The following is a 15,409-nucleotide window of genomic DNA, read 5'->3' as shown; positions in this document are numbered from 1 at the left end:
GTCAGAACAACTATCTGAGAATATGAAATATCCCTACATCTCGACAGAAAAAATGCAATTCGCAATCACTCGGTACGGAGGATTCGACTCAAAAGCAAGAATGGAAGTCCTATACGTTTCTGAAGCCAGCGCCCTCTGGAAAAATCGAATTGCAAAATCTGACAGAAGCTAGAAGTGATATGTCCAGCGAATCATCCTCTGATCTTCAGGAAGTTAACGCGCGCCTAGAAGCTATTGAACAACGACTGCATGCGCTGGAGGCTAGCGGAGACGCTAAAATAGTTTCAAGCCTGCGAACCCCGCCGGATGACGCCGCGTCGAGCACCGAATTGCCACTGGTCCGGATATCCAACTTCTTCTCAGCCATAGGAAATCCGACGCGACTGTCTATTATACGAGCTCTAGCCGAAGGCGCGAAAACACCTGCGGAAATTCTGAGCGCCGTAGAAATCGAGTCGAAAGGAAAAATGTACCACCACCTGCGAACCCTTACCGGCACCTCAATCCTAGCCCGCACCGCAGGAGGCGCCTACCAAATTTCGAGTGACTACATGGCGCGTGTCATTGCCGAGATGAGTGCTGTGGCGCTAGAGGTGACCGCGAGCCACTAAACCCGTCTACATGCTCGCCCGGCGACAGACGCACCTCACCCAGCCAACGTCTCTAATTGACGTACGGGGCGCGACGAGTCATGCCACACTGTGCTGCGGAACGTCGCCAACAGGCAACTCCGTGCTCCTGATGGTCGGGCTGATCATTACGGGCTGAGCGCGTCACCATACGCCGGGAGGGAACGTAGGTAAACCGACAACGCTCTTGGGAGCGTTGAACCAGGGGCACTGGCACTAGACGGGTGCGTGCGCGAACGCCCTGTCACCGGGATCCGGTGACAGGGCATTGCATTCTTCTGTCTTCGTCGGAGCAGGTGAGCAGCCCTGGGCTGGGCTAGTTCGCTGCGACCTGCTTGCCGTTGACGGTGACCTCGACTTTGCCGGTCGTGGTGTCGAACGTGATCTTGCCGTGTTCGAAGGTGCTCGTCTTGACCGTGCCCTCGGTGGTCTCGTCGCTGGTGGGAACGCCGAGGGGGCCGACGGAGCCGTTGGCGCCGTTCGCGGCCGGGTTGCCCGTAGTGTCGCGGTTAACGTTCCAGGCGTCGCGGATCTTGCCCCACGTGATGAACGCAGGCGTGTCAGCGTTGTTGTTCTTTGCAACGATCACCCCGCCCTTGAACTGCTGGAAGACGACGCCATTGTCACGCTTGCCCGAACTACGTTCACCAGTCAGTGCTGCGCCCAGATCGGCGCGCTGCTCAGGTGTAGCGGCGTTGTACTTCGCGGCGACCGGACCGATCAGAGTGATCTCTTTGCCATCTGAATCTTTGACCTTGGCCTCCGGGGTTGCGCCAGCGACCGCCGAGGACACGCTAGCGGCAGCACTCCCCACAGCAGCGGTCGCATCCGAGGCGGCACTGCCGGCAGCGCTGGTCGCCGACGACGCGGTATCGCTCGCGTTGCTGCATCCGGTCACGATCACTGCAGCGGCTCCGAGGCCTGCAATGACGCCGACAAACCGACGAGTCACGTACTTCTTCATGAAAACTACCTCCGATTGCATTTGGTGGAATCAAGCATCGATAACTGTAACCAGTGTCGGCGACGCACCGCAGAGCGCTATGTGGGCCGCCGCAATGTGGGCGCTTGCTGTACCGAGCTACAAGCTCGTCAACAGCGCGCGTGGAAGCGCAAGCCGTGCGCGCATAGTGCAGTGTACGGGCAGTTACAGAAGGCGCCCCGCAGCAAGCTGCCCACGCGACTCGAGCTCGCGCCCGAGCATCCGCAATACCGTCCGACACCATGCACTGCACAGGCTGGCCTCGAAGCGAGATCAACCTCGATTGATTCCGCAACGACGACACCACTCTATCCAGCCGGAGAGCGCCCGCGGCTCGCGCTGCGGCTAGTGATGGCGGTGCCCTACTCCGGTATGCGGTAGACCCTCACTCTCAGCGAGTACGTGTCCGTATTGTTTATCATTAGGTGCGGATAACTCGTCGGTCGTCGGCGACGGTCATCAGGATCACTGTGGTGTCGTCCGTGAGTCCCCGCCAGCGGTGGATGGTTTCTAGCGATGATGTAGAGGCAGTCGCCTGCATGCAGTTGCTCGGCGTCGAGAGAAGTCCCGGTCGTCGGCGGCGCGTCCGGTGATCTCCAATGCGCGGAGGCGCGTCGTCCGCGCACCAGCGCACGCACGCGCGCATCACCGCTGCGGCTGAATATTCAGTACTCCTGCCCCTGATCCAATGAGGTGACCCGTGGAACAGAACACTCTCAAGCGACGTGGCGCCGGCCTCATCGGCCGGGACGCCGAGCGATCAGCCGGCGGCTACACGCTGTACGCGCCGCTGAGCGGCGACGGCGCGGTGTACCTCGTCGACGAGGACGGTGCCGAGGTGCACCGGTGGAACCTGCCGTACCGCCCCGGACGGCACGCGCGGCTCCTCGCGGACGGCAGCCTCGCGTACAACGGGAACCTCGTCGGCAGCGGGGAGGGGCCCGCGCTGTTCGACATGTGGCGCAAGTACAGCGGCGGGTCGATGGCCCGCTACGACCGCGACGGGAAGATGCTCTCCGAGGTTGTCGACCCGCTGCAGCACCACGACGCCCACCACCTCGATGACGGGCGGATCCTCTACGCCGCGCTCGAACCGCTCACCGGCAACCGCGCACGCGCGGTCCGCGGCGGCCACCCCGGCACCGAGGCCGCCGGCCCCGACGGGACGCCGACCGTCTACGCCGACACCATCCAGGAGGTGGGCCCCGACGGTGAGCTGCTGTGGTCCTGGAACGCCTTCGACCACCTCGACGTCCTCGACTTCCCCCTGCAGGCGCACTACTGGCGCGAGCACTGGCCACTGATCAACAGCGTGCAGCCGCTCGGCGACGACGCCGTGGTCGCCAGTCTGCGCAGCGTCTCCGCGGTCGTCGTGATCGACCGCGCGACGGGGGACGTCCGCACCGTCGCCGACCCTGAGACCGTGGCGCAGCAGCACCACGTCACCCCTCTCGACAGCGGAACCCTCCTGGTCTTCGACAACGGGACGTTCCGGCACGGGGAGTCCGTGACCTACAGCCGCGTGATCGAGCTCGACCCCGCGGACGGCTCCGTCGTCTGGCAGTACGCCGACAACCCGCGCGAGGCCTTCTTCACGCCCTTCATGGGAGGCGCGCAACGGCTCTGGAACGGCAACACCCTAATCACCGAGGCCGCGTTCGGGCGGCTGTTCGAGGTCACGGCCGAGGGCCGGGTGGTGTGGGAGTTCGTGGTCCCGCAGTTCTCCGCCTACCCCGATCCTTCGACGCGAACGGTCTTCCCTGCCGTGGGGAACGCAGTCTTCCGCGCCTACCGCTATCCCGCGGAGCAGGTCCAGGCCTGGGGCCTCGCGTGACGCGCACGCAGGGCCCAACCGATGCTGTCGCATCCTCGGGTACCGCTGCGGTCGACCAGCACCTCGGCTGACCCTGCCGATGGCGGCGCACTACGTCGTCGTCGGACTGGCCGCCGCGACGATCGGTGCGACGGTGCTCCTGCAGCGGGTACTGCCCGGAGGATTGCGATGCGCGTCCGTCCTTCTCGCATGGCCGTGGGCACTGCCCTCGCCGCCACGACCGGACACATGGCTGGCCATGCGCTCTGGATCCGGCCTGCTGCAGCTACCGGTGCTCCTGCCCTCCGGGAACCCGCGTTTGGACCTGGTGGCGGCCATGCCACTGCTGCTCTTCGGCGTGGCGTCGATGTCTGAGGCGACGGAACAGACGGTGTTCAACGCCAGATAGTAGGTGCGCGCATCAACACTGGACGAACGGTGGGCCGGGTGATCCGCACCGACGCGATCACCTCACTGTTCGTGGGCCTGTTCGGCGGACAAACGATGATCACCACCGGCGAGAACATCGGCATCGTCAGCGTCACCGGGGTGCGCAGCCGATACGTGACTGCCACCGCTGGACTGCTCCTTGCGGCGGTGGCGCCCCTCGCCCCACTGGGTACACTCATCGCCTCGCTGCCCGCCCCCGTGATCGGCGGTACCGCCGCCTACGTCTTCGCGATGATGGCGGTGGCCGGCCTGCGGACGCTCGGCTCCCTGGCCCCGTGGACGACCGGAATTCCGCCACCGCTGTCGCCGGCCTCACTGCAGGTCACTGCCGATCCTCGGCCCCGGCCTCTACCAAGGACTCCCGCAGCCGTCCGCCCCGTTCTCTCGAGCGGCGTCACTATGACCGCCGCTGTCGCCGCCGTATTTGAGTACAGGCGACAAGCATAAAGTCAGGGGGCTAGATGACCTACAGCCCCACACGAAGTTGAACGGCATACGACAGAGCACTCCGGTGAGCGAACCGCCGACTCCCGGAGATCCGTGGGCAGGGCGGGACCACCACGCGCCGATCTACACCGCACTGCGCCGCCCCGCGATCTGCTCGGGCATCAAGGGGCTAGCCGGGCCCCCGGGACGTCGATACCAGGTGAGATGTGCATCGCTGCTGAGCGCCACCTTGCGCTATTCGAAGGCGCTTCCGGCTCGCGGTTAGGAATGAAGACACCCCTCCACGCACAGCGGCGAATGCAGCGCTGGAGGAGCGCCCGTAAACTTACGTGGCGCTTTAGCTGCTTCGGCGCCTTCGCCGAATCGGGAACCCTCGAATCGACACACTAAGACACTGCCGTTAGGCCGAACGTAAGCAATCGCTTATGAACTATGCGGATCCGGTCGCGATTACACGTCGGTGATCTTCAGGCCGTCCACGAGGGTCTGGACGTCGCCCCGCAGCGTCTGCGCCTGCTTCTCCGTCGTGGTCACCAGGAGCTGAACAGCGAGGCGCTGCTGCGCACCGGAGTGGATCACGTAGGTCGAGGAGACCGCGAGTCGGCGACCTTTGCCGTCGTCGTAACTGCCCCGGATCGTCGACGACGGATCGCCGTCGCGGGTACCGATCTGCACGGAGTCCTGGCGGAATCCGGGATAGCGGGTGGTATCGACCGGTCCCCGGCGGATGGCTTCGGCGGGGTCGATATCACCCGTGAGCCGGTGCACGAGGACCGTTGCGTTCGGCGTGAATCCTTCGCTGGTGGCACGGGTATCGGCGATCACCGCGAACGTGTTGGGCAGCTGGAAAGCGCTGTCGACGAACCAGTTCGGTGGCTGCTGCACAGCGATGCGGACGCCTTTGAGGTCTGCCGCCGTCTGCGCGACGACGGCGACGCCGTGCGACTTGAGGTATTCATCGAGCGTCATATCGGTAGCGGCCGTGGTGGTCGTAGCCGGGGCCTCGTCGCTCGAACCCGAACATCCGGCGGCGACGAGCACCGCAGCCGTGGTGAGCAGTGCGAAGAGCGTGCGCCGCACTACTTCTCCTTGCCGAGCGTGACTCCGATGAGTCCGCCGATGGTGCCGATCGCGAGGTTCGCCGCGCCGCCGATGCCACCGCCGATCGTGCGCCCGAGGAGTTCGGCGGTCGGTCCGACGATCCGGGGCAGGCCCGGCACGTCGAACGGGGAGGCTCCCACCTTGCCGATCAGCTCACCGATCGCCGCGCCGAGACTGGGGAATCCGGTCGCGGCACCGACCACGGCGCCCGCCGGACCGGCGCTCGCGGCGCCCTGGAGCCCGGCCTCGGCACTGGCTCGCAGCGCGGCGAGCAGCGGAGTGCCCGTGGTCGCGGAATCGTAAGCTCCGCCGATGATCCCGCCGATGCCTCCGCCTGCCGCGGCACCCCGGAAACCGCCGGTGAGCGCGTCTCCGACCACATCGCCGACGACGCCGCCGATCGAGCCGCCGATCCGAGCGCCGGCGTACGGCAGACCCGCAGCGAGGAAGGGGACGAGGACCACTCCGACACCGGTGGCGGTGGCCGCCGCGGAAGCCACGGCCGCGAGGGACGTGCCGATCGCCCCTCCGACCGCCGTGCCCGTGGCACCGGCGACTGTCTTGGACAGCGGGACCACGACTTGCTCCGCCGAGGTGAGGACGGCACCGCCGAGGCCGGGAAGGCTACGCCCGAGCTCGGTCGCGGCTCCCTTGACCGTGGCACCGGCGATCCCGAGGCCACCACCGATCAGATCCAGTCCGTGGTTCCAGCCCAGCAGCTCGCTCGCGGCCCCCTCGGCGGCACCAGCGGCGACCGCGGCGATCGCGGAGCCGATCGACGAGCCCAGGGTTCGCGCGGGCGTGGCGAAATCAGCGCCGCCGACCACGCCGACGAGGCCACCGGTGCCGGTGCCGATGAGGCCGCCGAGGGCGCCGCCGATGTCCCGGGCGAGCTGCACGAACGGGCTCGACGGTGCGGCGGGCACGGTCGTGTCGCCGCCCGGCGAGGCGGTATCGGTGCGCGGCGAGGCGGACGGTGCGACCGTCGGCTGCTGCGCATCCGACTGTCCTGTCGCGGTCTTCGGGGTCGCGGTCGCCGACGTGCTGGCGCCCGACGGTGAGGGTTCGGACGACGCCGTGGCCGACGGCGCGGTGGCGGACGGTACGACCGCCGCGCTGGGCGCGGCGGTTCCCGCCTGCGTCGTGGCGGGCGCTACAGCGGTCGTCGGCGCGGCCTCGGTGGTGCCGGTCGGCGTGGTCGTCGCAGTGGGCTGCTCCGGGGCGGACCCGGTCGCGGTCCCGGTGGTCTGGGTTCCGGTCGCGGCAGCGCCGTTCGCAGTCCCGGCCGACGCGGTCCCGGTGGTCTGCGCACCGGTCGCGGTCCCGGCGGTGCCGGACTTCTCCGCCGCGGTATCCGTCGCCGTGGGCGATCCGGTCTCGGTGCCGCTCGCTGAACCCGCAGCGGTGGGCGCGTCGTTCGACTCCCCTGCGGCAGAGCCGGATCCGGACGAATCAGATCCGGACGAGGCCGAACCGTCCGACGGATCGCCGGCCGTGAGCACGTACTCGACACCCGGCGACGACCGCTCCGCGGTCGGCGGTACTGCGAGTTGGGCACCGACGACGCCCACGACGGTGGCGACGGCGAGTACCGACGTCAGCGCACCACTACGAATCGACTTCAGCTTCATGAGCGCCCCAGGGTTATCGAGGACCGGCACGGGAGGTCGGCCCCGTGACGACGTCGCGAGGCCGGAATTCGGAAGGCCGGCACACCATTTCGCTGTGCAATATCAACAACCAGGGTTGTTGTTCGGCCGACGTTGGTAACCCTAAGCCCGGAGGGGGAACGCCGCTACCCGACGGCCCTGTGAGGACCGTCTCAGTCGAAGGGTGGGACGGCGTCAGACGATGGCGCGGCGCCAATGCTGCGCTACCTATAGGGTTCGTGCCGCGGAGGTCGCGTTCTGAAGCACGACGCCCCGCCCCAGGTGACCATGCCTGGGGCGGGGCGTCTGCTCGAACCCCAGCGCCCCGACAGGAGGATTGGGGTTCTGCCCCGGCGATTGTTTTGCGTAGGAGGTCCCCGGGGTACGGTTAGATTAGCTCAGTACCAAACGCACCGCTGATCGCACACCAGTGAAGATGACTAGTGCCACCACACCCTGCCTCCAGCGAGCGAGATCACAGCACAGTCGGCCTGCGGCCCACACCAATCGGCGCTATCAATACAGAGCCTAAGCATCCATTCCCAGGCCGCCGCCGACCCCGTGGAGCACGCCGTGACCGAATCGCTGGAGCACACCACCCCACGCGTGCGGCTTCGCCACCTCGCAGGCTGGGCCCTCGTGGCCTACGGCCTCGCCGCCGGCACCATCAACGCCCTTGACAACCACGGCCTCAGCGGCCGACTCAGCGGCCTGTTCGCTGGCATCGCGCTCGTCATCTTCGGAATGATGATCGTCTGGAGAAGCACGTCAACGCGCATAGCCGGAACCGCAGCAGCTCTCCTCGTCCTCGGCCTCACCCTCGCACCGCTAGCAGACAACCGCGCCGCCCAACACGCAGAAACCGACACGCCACCTAACGAACAAATTCTCAACGCGATCCACAGCGATCCCGCCGCCCTTGCTGGCGTGACCGCGGTCAGCGCCGACGGAGACGACATCCGAATCACAACGGCCAACCCAAACGAAGCAGAAGCACTACTCCAGGTCACACTGAAACACGTCAGTACCGGCAAGTACGGCACCTACAGATGGGTAGTCGTCGAGAACACCGACGGAACCACGCTAGTCCAGCAGGCTTCACGGACGTGAAGCACGCATTCCCGGCAGCCAACCGCGAAAGCACCCCGCCCTATGGATGGTAGGGCGGGGTGCACACCGTCGTCTGGCTTGAGCAACCTGGTGAGATTCCAGACGGGTTACACCCTACCTAATTTCATTAGCTTGTCCAGCGAATGATTACCAGCTGCGGACGGAGATCTTGCAGCCTGCATACGGACTTCGATGCTATAGAACAAGGCCGCATCCCGCGTCTGCTCGGCAAGCTGCGCGAACCGCTCCATGCCGAGTGGTTGCCGAACAGCGATCAGGCTATAGGTGTCGCGCCGGGCTTCCGATCAATAGGTGGCTTCGACGGAACCCACGGCCGTCCATGGCGTCATCCAACCGGCATCTCATCAGAAACACCTAAAGACTCCGTTGTAGGGCGCTGCGTTGCTCTTACTCCTGCGAATCCCCGCCCGGGGCTGTATTCGAGCCTACAGAGAGCTTATGTCCAGCGCGCTTCGATGGGTATCGTAGTCGTACGTCCCAGGCCTATCTAGGCGCAGCGGGATATGGCGGTAAAAGGGGTTGTCCATATCTTTTCGACGACTGTGGACCCGTGAATGTTCCTGAAAACGCTTAGTTCTGTCTCGCCGCAGAAGTTCGTATTTGGACAGGCAATCGGTAATGTTTCCACTGGAGTTAGCAATCAAATCAGCGATCGCAATCCCGTCTTCGATTGCAGAGTTTGCGCCCTGCCCTATCATGCGGAAGCATCGGGTGGGCAGCGTCGCCAAGCAGGACAACCCGGTCGCGATGCCATTCAAGGATTGGGTCCCGATCGAATAGTGCGTAGCGCGCTGTGGTTTGAACTTGTTTCAGGATATTTATCGCTAGAGGGTCCCAGTTCTTGGAGGGAAATTCTTTACGTAATTCGTCTGGGTTCCCTGGTAATGTCCAGTTCTCGCTGAAAATATTATCGGTGGGCACCACCGCGATCCAGTTAAGAAGTTGGCCGTTACGCAGGCGGTAGGCGCGGATAAACCTGCCGCCACCCATCCAATCGATCGCCGCCTCTGCGGGGAAATCAGGTACAGCGGATGTTGGTAAAACGCCTCGATATGCCATCAATCCAGAGAATACGAAACCGTCATTATCGCTATTCAGGGAGCGCCGAAGGGTCGATCGGATACCGTCAGCCGCGATTACGACATCAGCTAATTCCGTCGTGTTGTCGGCGAATTCAACCAGTGCTTTGTTTCCGCTCTCAGTATATCCAATAGCCTGTTTTCCTAGCTTGATGTTCTCCGGAGGAAGTTTCGATTTGAGCACTTCAATAAGGTCCGGTCTGTACACTCCGATCCCGGTGTAGCCTTCTTGCTCGACCAAAGCCCCGCCTGCGGTTAAGTAGAGCGTGCGATTCATCGGTGATCCGATATCTTTGATATCGTCAAGGATGCCAATTTGTTCGTACACGCGGAGAGCGTTCGGTTGGAGAGACACTCCGGCTCCTACCTCTCCTAGCTCTGGCGCCCGCTCGTAGACGGTGGCATCAATTCCGACACTCATCAACGACACTGCGGCGCTCAACCCACCGATGCCGCCGCCAACTACTGCTACCTCAACTGTAGATGTGCCTATCATCTCTCTCCTATTTCGTAGCGTTCCTATAGGGAATCGAAACGGTCCTCTACGGGCGGATGCCCTCTAGTCAGTTAGAGTAAGGAACGTATTGTTGCACGTCCAGGACCAGGATAGGACCAGGTAGTATGGCACACGTCACAGACAGTGGTAACAGTGGTAACGGCATTGACGCGCACGAACGTCGCCGGGAGATGGGGCGGTTCTTAAAAGCTCGCAGGGCTAGGGGAAGTCTGCCTGCCGGAAAAGCGATGACACGACAGCAGGTCGCGGAGTTGGTACATGTTAGTATTGACTACTACACCCGCATCGAACAAGGGCGCGCCACTCCGAGCGCTTCTGTGACTAATCAGATCTTCGAGGTGTTCAAATTCAACGCCGACGAGAGAAAGTATATCAAAGACTTAGTTGATCCAGGAGCCACTTTACCGCCTTCAGAGCCGAGCGGCTTTATGCACACATTTCTCGCTGGCGTAAGAGAGGTGCCGGCTATTATTGTGGGGCCGCACACCAGTATTCATGGATGGAATGCTGCTGCTAACCGTATCATCGTCAATTTCGATGAGATTCCAGCAGCTGAACGAACGCTCGCGCGAATGATTTTCGGCAACGCCAACTTTCGCGCTTTGTTCGCCAATATTCGCGAGTATGAAATACTTGCGGCTGGAGTACTTCGATCCACCAGCGCCCCCTCCCCCGCGTGTCCAAAACTAGTAGAGGAAGTGGAATATCTGAGTTCTCGGTACCCGACTTTCAAATATTTGTGGGCTCGTTTCACGGTTTCCCAACCGCGCGGGCGCCGGGAGCTAACCCTAGTCGACAATAAGGGTAATGAGAAATGTTTCGAATTAGCATCTTTCCAGAACATCGACGATCGATGGTATCGAATTCTAATGCTGATCCGCCCGGGTGCGACTTGATTCATCAGTATCGTCCAAACCGAATTCCGGTAGGTGCCTGCCTTATATCTGGTGTAGTCTTGGCCGCGACGCAACATGAATTCATGGCAAGTTTTGCTAAGCCTGTCTGCCTTACTGCTCTGCCGCCCGTTAATAATACAGGTAGGCAGCATCGATTCAGCGGAAATGATTACCATTGGCACTGCGCAGCGCAGGCATCGCACAGCGGTGGTGCCGATTCCCCACTGCACCCATTTTCGGTTCCTGGGGTAGCGGTGGCCATCATAGGGCGCGGAGGACGCGAATAAGAGAGGACTTCAGGTCCGACTGTCGGTGCGTCGATGCGCGAGTAGTGCGGTTGATCTCTAGGTGAACGAACGGGCTACTCCGACTAGCCGCTTCAATCGCCTGGACGTTCGTCCGTCCTTCGATCTCTCCGCATCGGCCGTTCCATGCACGGCATACGTCGAACCCGTTGTCGAGCGCATCGGCGATGTCTTGTGCGGGCGGGGATGCTAGACCCGGTCCTGCAGAAACTACGATGTCTCGGTGTTGGAGTGAACTATCTGCGAACCCGTGTAGCTGGAGCTGCATCGCGCCGCGCATGCTGTATTCGACGGCAATCTGGTGAAACATCGATTCCGGGTTGTGTGCGACGTCGGCGTTTTCCGAGTCGGCCCGGCGGTGTGCGCCCGCGATTAGCAAGGCCGATCTAGGCAATGAGCGCAATAGATCAAGGCCCAGGAACTCAGTTCCTAGATCCGCGCGAGGATGCGGCACTTCCAGAAGGATATCAGGAGCGGGAGTCGATGCCGCCAGAATTAGCATACCCCATGCGCGCTCGGTCCCGCGTTCGGAGCGCGCGACGACGTAGTCGCGGCGTGACTGTGCGTCTGGCACCAGCTCAGCGCGGAAGCCGACGGTAGCTAGTTCCGCGCGCGCTGCGTTAATTCCGCCCGTGTGTAAGGAGCGGATGCCGCGAGTGACGGATGCGCGCTCGTCAGGATTCGGCATCCGGTATGCCTGTGACGGACTCAGTGAATTTGATAGTTCGGTGACGAGCCCGTCCAAGGTCGTTGCGTGGCCACCGAGCGGCCCACATCCGGTGACGGGGCTCGTCATGGAAAGGCCCGCGGTAGCGATTAGCAATCTCCGTCTGCTCATCCGGAAGCGCCGCTCTGTCATATCCGTTTCACTGCACGCAGCGCTGAGGCGAACCTCCCGCGGTCAACCACAGACCGCCCACCCGTATCGCCCATCGTCGGTCCGTCAGCTTCGCGGCGGCTCATGATGAAGCGGTGCTCGCTGCGTTGATCTACTCCCAGGTAGATCGCCACTTGGTCCAAGGTAGCGTCTGGATCGGTATCGAAGAAAAGCAGATCGCCCGGCTGGAGCCGACCGAGATCACTGACGGCGGCACCCGTCACAGGTGCGATCGTGGCACCCGCACCGTAAAAGAGTTCATCGACCGTCGGCGCCATCCCTGATGGATCTCTTACGTGGCCTGATAACGGCATCCCACCACGATATCCGAACACTAACCGTACCAAACCGGCACTGCTCAGCGCACGTGATCTCGTCGGAGGAGCCTGTCGGGTAGCGCCGTCAGAAAAGGTCCACGCCACGCCCAGGTAATCATTGAAGTCCCCGGGCACCCTCTCCCCTGTCGCTGAGACGCCCGGGTAGTGGGCATCACCTCGATATTCGATGCCACGTGCGTCGAAATCAGAATCTGCGCCGGTCAGGTACTGGGTGGCGGCCTCGAGCAGGTCGACGCTGGTCTCTCTTGCAGCGAGATACCAGGTGCTGAACCACGTGTCACCCTCGCCCCCTGCGGACCAGGAGCGAGGAAGCAGTAGCACCCGTGCGTTCGAGGCGACGATTGCCGCCGTCGTCTCGGGTTCCACGAAGGTCCGCAGTCGGCCTGCGAGGACGACTGTGCGGGCGCCGTCCGTCATGATCGCTACAACTCTCCCCCGGTCGTCGCGGGCGAGGGTGCGAGCGGGGTCGGCCAGACGCTCGAAATGCAGCGTGCTGAACGCGGGCAGTAGCTCAACGGCCTCCGTGCTGTTCGCACGGCTATATACTCGGGCGGTTCCGATACCGATTCCGGTGCCGCCGATGATCACGAACACGAAGCACAGAACAGCGAGGCGTCTGCCACGCGCCGACAGCTCACGCAAATCCAGGCGAATCATGTAGCGGGTACCAAATCAAGCAGGATGCCGCTGGCGAGGAGGCCGTATGCGCCGAGTGTCACCGCGCACGTGCACGCGATGGTGGGGACCCGAGGCTGGCGCACCAACTGATAGGCGATCAGTCCCGGGATAATGAAACCGAGAGTCTGTTGAGCGAATAGCAACGGGTATTGACCGTGCACAACAAGGTAGATTCCCAATGAATATACGACGCTGATCAATATCACCGACGCAAACAGTCTTTTGCCGTAGAGAATCACCCATTTCTGGACAAGGATAGTAGATATCCAGGTCGCTACAGTCATCCCGAAGATTAGTGGCACGCGTTGAATGTCCTCCAAGAATGCCACCGCGAGCCAGCCCGGAGTAATCATGCCACCTGGTGAGAGATTAGTGACGAGATAACAGCAAAGGGCTAGCACGATGCCAATCGCGAGCGCGATCGACGCGACCTGCGGGCTGAGTGTGCCACTCATTATGGAGCCTCCAGCGGGTTGTGATCGAGTGTTTCGAAAGCATGGAGCAATATCTCGCCGTTACCGTGAATATTGCCAATAGTCACGACCGAAGCTTCACCATCGTCATCAGATGCAATTGCGGCGAGTACCCGGTCGAAGTCCAGACGTCCACCGAGATCGGCGATTCGGACGGCGAGCTGATCTGGAACGGTTACCCGAGCTGAACGCGTCGGCTCTCCTATCAAGATGATCCGTTCGGGATCGAGTGCGCTGGTGAGAGCGCCCATCTGGCCGTTGCGCTCAACACGATCCGGCCGACAATTAACAATCACATTCAGCGGACGCCCGATTAGCCCGCGCGCTGTGAGCAGTTCGACGTTCATTCGAGTCGACTCGGGATCGTTCGCCGCAAACAGGTTCGCCACGGTGATGACTGTCCCCCGATAGCGATATTCCTTTACTGCAACGGTTCCAGGATCCGCGGGCGACTCGATCATGCCGCGCAGTGCCGCCCGGTAATCGACTCCGCACAGCTCAGCGACCGCTAAGGCAATGGCGATATTCTCCTTGAACGTGATGAAGGGAAATTCGGCCAAGATCTCGTCCCCAATGTCGTCGGACTCGACCTCGACGAGCCGACAACCGCGCTTTCGCGCTTCCTCGCGCAAGATGTGCACGTATTCTTTCTCGGCGGTAATACACACTCCTCCCTCCGGCATCGAGCGAGATAGCGATCGGGCGATGTCTTCCAAGGTTGGCCCCATCTCATCGACGTGGTCTTCTCGGACGTTGCAGATCACACAGATAGTCGAGTGGATCAGCTTGCGCTCGTTGATTTCCTGGAGATCTGGAAGCACGGCCATGCACTCGATGACGAGCGCGTCCGGGCGGAACGAGGCGGCTCGTCGGACGATGCCCACTTGCTCGATCACATTCGCCAAGCCGAAGCGACGATGGATCTGTTCATCGACACCGTCGGGCGGGATGAAGCGGGCCGCGGTTCCGGTAGTCTTCGCAACGGTGACCAGGCCACCACCGCGCAGCGCGCCGGCACACAGCCGGGTAATCGAGCTCTTCCCGCGGATGCCGTTCACTACTACTCGAATAGGAATGGAATGTAGGTTCCGGTGATGTCGATACTGTTCCAGTACTCCACATCCGAGCAAAGCAAGGCAGGCGCTCACGACAAGTGCGTAGAGAACAATCACCGCGGGCCCCGCTTCACAAGATATAGAAGACCGGATGTCAGCGCACCGACCTCGTCAAAGCGCCGAGGAGCGGGAGCCAACGGGGGTGTGGCCGCGCCGTGGTCGTGAACGACTAGCTCCAGCCAGGCGATCACTTTGCGTAGCGGTACTGTCGTCGAGGCATAAAGCCACAACAGCAGGGCGCCCGTCGACAGTCCGATTAGCCCGAAAGCAACTAATGCTGCGCGCTTAGAAACAGGTAGCGAGAAGATGGCAGGTTTGACAGGAGTGCGCTGTACAACAACCCAGAGCAGGTCCGATACAGGGCCTTGCCCGCCGACCCGTTCACTTGCCAGAACCGCGGCATCGTCTCCAGACCCAAGTATAGTAGCGAAAGGCACGGAAGTAGCTTCGCCCCCGAGGCGAGCGGTTTCGGCGCCTGGCATCGAAAATGCGCGATACCCCTTCGAACTCAGAATCACTTTGCCTGTTCGCCCGAGGACGACGGAATCGCCCGCGAAGCGCATTAGCAGGGAATTGAGCTTACGTGGCTCAAATTCAGCGACCACCGTGACAGATTGATCATGACTGAGTGCGATAGCTAAGATAATTGGCTCGGCGCCCGACGTACTGGCTTGCAGGAGCCCGAAACCGCCCGCTGGGGGTTCGATTCGAGTACCCCCGGCTATACGCGAAGGCGTGTTCCCAGCCCGCGCGAGAACAGAGCCATCACGATTTGCAACTGCGTATACCGAACGCAACTCAGACCTGCGACCGAGCACTGTCGTAACATCGCGCTGCCAGTCGACCGCCTTCCCTACAGCGGGGGCCGCCACAGACTGAACCTCACTGAGACCACCAAGCAATGCTGCATCCAGCCGCATCTGCGTTTC

13 protein-coding genes are annotated in these 15,409 nt (G+C 62.4%); 6 read left to right on the top strand and 7 right to left on the bottom strand.

The annotated features are described in order from the left end of the window. The first annotated feature begins 179 nt into the window (after window positions 1-179). Window positions 180-611, top strand: coding sequence for an ArsR/SmtB family transcription factor (locus tag TPAU_RS22205; protein ID WP_013125008.1), 432 nt, complete (start codon window positions 180-182; stop codon window positions 609-611). 334 nt (window positions 612-945) lie between these two features. On the opposite strand, the gene TPAU_RS01540 is transcribed toward TPAU_RS22205, so the two are convergent. Next, the gene (locus TPAU_RS01540) at window positions 946-1,593 is read right to left on the bottom strand and encodes an LGFP repeat-containing protein (RefSeq protein ID WP_013125007.1); all 648 of its coding nucleotides are present in this window, start codon (window positions 1,591-1,593) and stop codon (window positions 946-948) included. Window positions 1,594-2,311: 718 nt separating this feature from the next. On the opposite strand from TPAU_RS01540, the gene TPAU_RS01535 reads away from it, so the two are divergent. The 3 genes from TPAU_RS01535 to TPAU_RS21690 all read left to right on the top strand — a co-directional run bounded on the left by TPAU_RS01535 (window position 2,312) and on the right by TPAU_RS21690 (window position 4,321). Further along, complete coding sequence (locus TPAU_RS01535) at window positions 2,312-3,445, top strand: aryl-sulfate sulfotransferase (RefSeq protein WP_013125006.1); 1,134 nt, start codon at window positions 2,312-2,314, stop codon at window positions 3,443-3,445. Window positions 3,446-3,524: 79 nt separating this feature from the next. Continuing rightward, window positions 3,525-3,833: a hypothetical protein gene (locus TPAU_RS21695; protein ID WP_049825744.1), complete on the top strand. Its 309-nt coding sequence runs from the start codon at window positions 3,525-3,527 to the stop codon at window positions 3,831-3,833. A 38-nt stretch (window positions 3,834-3,871) separates the two neighbouring features. Beyond that, window positions 3,872-4,321 carry a solute carrier family 23 protein gene (locus TPAU_RS21690; protein ID WP_245537827.1) on the top strand — a complete coding sequence of 150 codons (450 nt, stop codon included), beginning with the start codon at window positions 3,872-3,874 and terminating at the stop codon, window positions 4,319-4,321. 450 nt (window positions 4,322-4,771) lie between these two features. Here the strand turns inward: TPAU_RS21690 and TPAU_RS01525 are convergent, their stop codons facing one another. Continuing rightward, window positions 4,772-5,401 carry an LpqN/LpqT family lipoprotein gene (locus TPAU_RS01525; RefSeq protein ID WP_013125005.1) on the bottom strand — a complete coding sequence of 210 codons (630 nt, stop codon included), beginning with the start codon at window positions 5,399-5,401 and terminating at the stop codon, window positions 4,772-4,774. Next, window positions 5,401-7,053, bottom strand: a complete 1,653-nt coding sequence (locus TPAU_RS01520; RefSeq protein WP_013125004.1) for a RodZ family helix-turn-helix domain-containing protein — start codon at window positions 7,051-7,053, stop codon at window positions 5,401-5,403. Before TPAU_RS01520 ends, TPAU_RS01525 begins: the two co-directional genes overlap by 1 nt. Before the next feature lie 591 nt (window positions 7,054-7,644). Here TPAU_RS01520 and TPAU_RS01515 point away from each other — a divergent pair. Further along, window positions 7,645-8,181: a hypothetical protein gene (locus tag TPAU_RS01515; protein ID WP_013125003.1), complete on the top strand. Its 537-nt coding sequence runs from the start codon at window positions 7,645-7,647 to the stop codon at window positions 8,179-8,181. 666 nt (window positions 8,182-8,847) lie between these two features. Here TPAU_RS01515 and TPAU_RS22200 read toward each other — a convergent pair. Then, window positions 8,848-9,777 (bottom strand): FAD-dependent monooxygenase, encoded by a 930-nt coding sequence (locus TPAU_RS22200; RefSeq protein WP_013125002.1) that lies wholly within the window; start codon window positions 9,775-9,777, stop codon window positions 8,848-8,850. Window positions 9,778-9,902: 125 nt separating this feature from the next. Here TPAU_RS22200 and TPAU_RS22195 point away from each other — a divergent pair, with 125 nt between their 5' ends. Then, entirely contained in the window at window positions 9,903-10,694 is a 792-nt protein-coding gene (locus tag TPAU_RS22195) for a helix-turn-helix domain-containing protein (protein WP_013125001.1), read from the top strand. 1,160 nt (window positions 10,695-11,854) lie between these two features. Here the strand turns inward: TPAU_RS22195 and TPAU_RS01510 are convergent. From TPAU_RS01510 to pgsB, 3 genes are read right to left on the bottom strand one after another with little or no spacing between them, the layout of a single operon-like run. Next, entirely contained in the window at window positions 11,855-12,808 is a 954-nt protein-coding gene (locus tag TPAU_RS01510; RefSeq protein ID WP_147291135.1) for a hypothetical protein, read from the bottom strand. A gap of 59 nt (window positions 12,809-12,867) precedes the next feature. Then, window positions 12,868-13,347: a poly-gamma-glutamate biosynthesis protein PgsC/CapC gene (locus tag TPAU_RS01505; RefSeq protein WP_013124998.1), complete on the bottom strand. Its 480-nt coding sequence runs from the start codon at window positions 13,345-13,347 to the stop codon at window positions 12,868-12,870. Further along, window positions 13,347-14,513 (bottom strand): poly-gamma-glutamate synthase PgsB, encoded by a 1,167-nt coding sequence (gene pgsB, locus TPAU_RS01500; protein ID WP_245537948.1) that lies wholly within the window; start codon window positions 14,511-14,513, stop codon window positions 13,347-13,349. The genes TPAU_RS01505 and pgsB overlap by 1 nt, the downstream gene beginning before the upstream one ends. Window positions 14,514-15,409 lie beyond the last annotated feature (896 nt).

It is taken from the genome of Tsukamurella paurometabola DSM 20162 (genome assembly GCF_000092225.1).
Classification (GTDB): domain Bacteria; phylum Actinomycetota; class Actinomycetes; order Mycobacteriales; family Mycobacteriaceae; genus Tsukamurella; species Tsukamurella paurometabola.
Note: the sequence above shows the minus strand (reverse complement) of the source record. Positions and strands in the feature narration are given on the sequence as shown.